The 4,703-nt window shown below is 57.6% G+C and carries 3 protein-coding genes and 1 pseudogene; 3 read left to right on the forward strand and 1 reads right to left on the reverse strand.

The window, feature by feature from the left end; all coding sequences use genetic code 11:
* Positions 1–3,085 (forward strand): hypothetical protein (locus ACF8AM_RS20510; RefSeq protein ID WP_392557438.1); only part of this gene is annotated, 3,085 nt, incomplete at its 5' end.
* A 186-nt stretch (positions 3,086–3,271) separates the two neighbouring features.
* Here the strand turns inward: ACF8AM_RS20510 and ACF8AM_RS20515 are convergent.
* A complete protein-coding gene (locus ACF8AM_RS20515; protein ID WP_392557439.1) occupies positions 3,272–4,144 on the reverse strand; it encodes an alpha/beta hydrolase in 873 nt (290 codons plus the stop codon).
* 402 nt (positions 4,145–4,546) lie between these two features.
* On the opposite strand from ACF8AM_RS20515, the pseudogene ACF8AM_RS20520 reads away from it, so the two are divergent.
* Both ACF8AM_RS20520 and ACF8AM_RS20525 read left to right on the forward strand, forming a co-directional pair.
* Positions 4,547–4,597, forward strand: a pseudogene (locus ACF8AM_RS20520) (hypothetical protein); the annotation flags it as partial.
* Between the two features lie 4 nt (positions 4,598–4,601).
* Positions 4,602–4,703 (forward strand): hypothetical protein (locus ACF8AM_RS20525; RefSeq protein ID WP_392557440.1); only part of this gene is annotated, 102 nt, incomplete at its 3' end.

The raw sequence follows: 4,703 nt of genomic DNA on the forward strand, positions 1-4,703 counted from the left end.
CGGGCTCTACCAGATTCCAACGCGGTTGGTCGGTCCTGGGTCATACACCGTTCGTGGGCTATGGCGAGATCCGTTGAAATTGATCTATGAAATGAGCGTCTACAGCGACGGGAATCCAGCTTGGGAAACTGATGATGGAACTGGATGCTGGATGACCAATCACACGCCACCAACGAGTGTCGCGTTTGTACCTGGTGACCGGACCGCGGATGGCAAACCATTGCTGTTCACGGGCGCGTATGTCTCTGAAGGTGGGCATGGATTGCAATGGGTACGCGAAGACGGCACAAAGGTCGGAGGCCAAGGGCACGTCGGCGGCCACTGGACCGGCGCTCCAACATTGTCCGTCGACACAGGCGAACATGCGATCGACGACGACCTGTGCTATGTCGCTTCGGTTTGGGAAGGAGAACTACGCATCACGGCCAAGACAAAATCGTTGGCCGATCGCGAAATCTACAAGCAATCTCTCGGAGCCGACCCGCGTCCGAGTTCCTTGCCCAACAACGAACGGCCCACAGCGCTAAAGGGTTTCGACGGTGGCGATCGAAAGTTTGTGCTCGCAGGAACCGCAACAGACGACGGGCACATGTACTTGTCTTTCCCTCGGCAGAATGAACTGCGACTGATCGATGTCCGCACCTCCCAGCAAACCGGCAACATCCCTGTCGATCAACCTCGCGGGATGGCCTTTGACAATCAAGGACGCTTGCTCGTCCTCAGCGACACGCGAGTCCTCCGAGCGAAGGTCTCCGCGCCGACATCGCGATCCGATTTCGAAGACATCGGCATTGAATCACTCGAAGATCCACGCCACATCGCGATCGATGCTGCCGGTCGGATCTACATCAGCGATCGTGGCAGTTCGCATCAGATCAAGGCCTTCGCTGCGGACGGAAATTTCCTCCGTTCGATTGGCAAACCCGGACCGCCAACCGTTGGCCCATATGATCCGCTGCACATCAACACTCCCAACGGGATCGCGATCGACAGCCAAGGCCGCGTGTGGGTTGCAGAAAGCGATTTCCGTCCCAAACGCATCAGCGTCTGGAATCCTCATTGGAATTCTCAACGATCTGCGACGCTGTTCAAAGCGTTTTACGGTCCCGGTGAATACGGTGGCGGCGGAGTGCTCGACCCCGTCGATAAAACTCGCTTCTACTACAAAGGACTCGAGTTTCGTTTGAACTGGAAGGACGGAACCGATGAGCTCGTGCGAGTCTTCCATCGTCCAGCAGATTGGCTACGCGGGCACTACGCCTCCTACTCGCCCGATACCCCGCTCTACCCGAATCTTGCCAGTGGAAACCAGACCAACGAAGCGGACCGGTACTTCACCAGTTGTTACACCACCAACCCAACCAACGGTGATCGAATCGCGTTCGTTTGGCTCGATCATCCCGATCGTGCGCAACTGGTCGCTGGAATCGGAGCCGCACAAAGCCTGAGTCTCCTGAGGAATGCTGAGTTTCGTGACTGCTGGCCCAAGGGTTTGAATCCGAATGGCCCCGCGCATCAAAACCAAGCCCTCTTCGCCTGGAGTGATGCCAACGGGGACGAGCGAATGCAGCCAAACGAGATCACGATGCGCCGCGGCGATTCCGGTGGCGTCACGATCAAGAACGATTTGAGTGCCGTGTTTTCGCGACTGGACGAGCAAGCGGTCCAAATCCCAGCTCGGATTGATTCAACCACCAAAGTTCCGACGTACGCGATCGAATCACCGGTGTTGTTGGTCGATGGTGCCCACGGAGCAGTCTCCTCCGGCGGTGATCAAGCTCTCAAGGCACCGAACGGCTGGACCATGTTGACGAACGCACCGGAACCATTCTCGGCTCATGGTCTTGGTGGTGCCCTTCACGGAAAAGCCGTCTGGAGCTACCCGAGCTTGTGGCCGGGATTGCACGCCAGCCACGAAGCCGCTGTCCCCGATCGTCCCGGCATGGTGATCGGCCACACACGTTTGCTCGGCGACACCATTCATCCTGAAGGGCAGGGTGGCGACCTATTTTGCGTCAACGGCAACATGGGAAACATGTACTTGTTCACCGCCGACGGTTTGTTCGTCGCGACTTTATTTCATGACATTCGACTGCGTCCAACATGGTCGATGCCCCGAGCGATCCGCGGGATGGATGTCAGCGACACTTCTCTGCATGACGAAAACTTCTGGCCCAGCATCACACAAACGATCGACAAACAGGTCTATTTGGTCGACGGGGCTCGATCCAGCATCGTTCGAATCGATGGTTTGGAATCCATCCGACGTTTCCCCGCTCAAACCATTCGCGTCACCGCCGACGATTTGCTGGCTGCACGCCAGTGGTTTGACGATGCCGAACAAGCCCGACAGGCGAACTCCTTGTTGAAACCGCTGGAGGTCTCGATTCGTGCGACGCCGCCCACGGTCGATGGTGACTTGAGCGAGTGGGCCAGCGACACCGACTGGGCCGTCATTGACCGGCGAGGCCAGCGAGCGAATTTCAACAGCGACTCAAAACCCTACAACGCGGTGGCAGCAGTCACCCTGTCTAACGGAAAATTATTCGGGGCTTTCCGCACCAGCGAGAAGGACCTGCTACGCAATAGCGGTCTGTCCCCGACCTCGTTGTTCAAGACCGGCGGATGCTTGGACCTGATGCTGGCAACCGATCTGGAACCCGATGCCAAAGGTCCTCGTGAACCAATGGCAGGCGATCTGCGGTTGCTGGTGACGCAGGTCGATGGACAAACCCGAGCGATGCTGTATCGCGCCGTGGTTCCCGGCACGACCGAGCCTGAAAAATTCAGCAGCCCGTGGCGGACGATCACGCTGGACGTCGTCCAAGACGTCAGCGACTCGGTGCAATTGGCCACCAACTCAGCCGGGCACTTCGAATTCAGCATTCCGCTCCACCTGCTCGACTGGAAACCGCAAGCGGGCCAGACATATCGAGGCGATGTAGGCGTCCTTCGTGGAAACGGACGCGAAACGACCCAGCGAGTTTACTGGTCCAACAAAGCCACTGCGATCACCAGCGATGTGCCAAGCGAAGCCCAACTTTCGCCCGCCCTCTGGGGAGCTTTCCAAGTGGAGAAACAGTGACGCCCGAAACGGATTTGCTTGTTCAATCACATTTTCGTGAAGCTCGCCTGTAAATTCGGTGGGCACGAAACGAAGGGCTTGGTCAAAACGGATGCTCGCTGGCTCGTCTTTGCACGCACGGTTCATCACCGTCGCAAGCATTGATCGTCGGGTTGTTCCCGGTCGATGATGGCCGACCTGATTGCGTCAATCCATCGCCGTCAACCATTCCAACGACGCGGCCTGCCAAGCATCCCACATCGGACCTTGGTAACCGTTCAGTCCGTGGCCACCGGAGGGCAGTTCTAACAATTGCGTCGGAACATTGTGCCGCTGCAACGCGGCATGCAACTGACGACTGTTGATGATCGGAACCGGGGTGTCATCGATCGCGTGGGCCAGGAACATCGGCGGGGTGTTGCCGGTGACCTGCCGCTCATTGGAGTACAGGTTCACCAGATCCGGCGAAGGATCTTTGCCCAGCAGGTTGTTCCGCGACCCGACGTGTGTGTGCTCGCCCATCGTAACAACTGGGTAAACCAGGATTGCAAAATCGGGACGAGAACTGACACGATCAACCGTGTTGTCCGCGGCTTGGTCCCCTGCATCAAAATGGGTTGCGGCGGTGGAGGCAAGGTGCCCACCGGCCGAGAACCCCATGATGCCGATCCGGTCAGGTCTGATCTGCCATTTCTTCGCATTGGCCCGTACTGTACGAATGGCCCGCTGAGCATCGAGGAGCGGCACAGCATGTCGACCACCAGGCAATCGATACTCCAACACCACGCCCGTGATTCCATGTTGATTCAACCAAGAGGCGATCTTGTGGCCTTCGCCGCCAAGAACCAGCCTCCCGTATCCGCCACCAGGGCAAATCACGATGGCCGTGCCATTCGCTTCCTCCGGTCGGTGCACCGTGATCCAGGCATTGCCTGATTCCGTGTCGCCATTGCCGATCGGAGCAGGCCCATCCCAAAGCGGTGTTCGGGCCGGGGCAGTCGACTTGTCCGTTGACACAGCATCCTCCGCCAAACAGGGGACCGTCAATAACAAAAGACAAAGCGGCAAGAGCAATTTCATCAGTGGATTCCAGGTGGGAAAAATGAGGCGGGAGGTTGAAGCGATAGCAAGGTGCGTCTCTTGGCAACCGAATCGTCAGAGAGAAACGAACCAGCTCCATCATATCTGGTAACCCGAAGCGTCACGAAGTGTCGATTGAATCCTAACCCGAAGCGTGAGTTTTGAAGTTGCGCTTTTGCAATCGGTATTGTTGGCCAACGGCCTTCGTCAACCCAACGTTTTGAATTGAATTTGGCCGTTTGCCAAAATGGGGCCGTGCTTTACTGCTCCAGGGCGATGCCCCTGGCTATATTGAAAAAGGCCGTTGGCCATTGACGGATAAAGCGCAACGTCAAAGAGCGTGAGCGAGGGATCGCGTGCCATTGCAACGAGCCTGCGGGTCCCTCGCTCACGCGTCGGGTTATGATTGAGAGCGAGCAACGTAGGCCAGGTTATCACCTGGCACCCAGCCGATGCTTTGGAACAAAGCGAGGCGTCCAGCCGATCACGCAATGCCCGCCGCGTCAGCGAGGCCACCACACACGTAGCCGGATCCGCCAAGAATTCGGACACTCACCTT

Source organism: Rhodopirellula sp. JB055 (assembly GCF_043100905.1).
GTDB lineage: Bacteria > Planctomycetota > Planctomycetia > Pirellulales > Pirellulaceae > Rhodopirellula.

Excerpts from the sequence above, each read along its gene's own strand:
- ACF8AM_RS20515 (WP_392557439.1), bottom strand. The coding sequence starts at position 4,144 with ATGAAATTGCTCTTGCCGCTTTGTCTTTTGTTATTGACGGTCCCCTGT.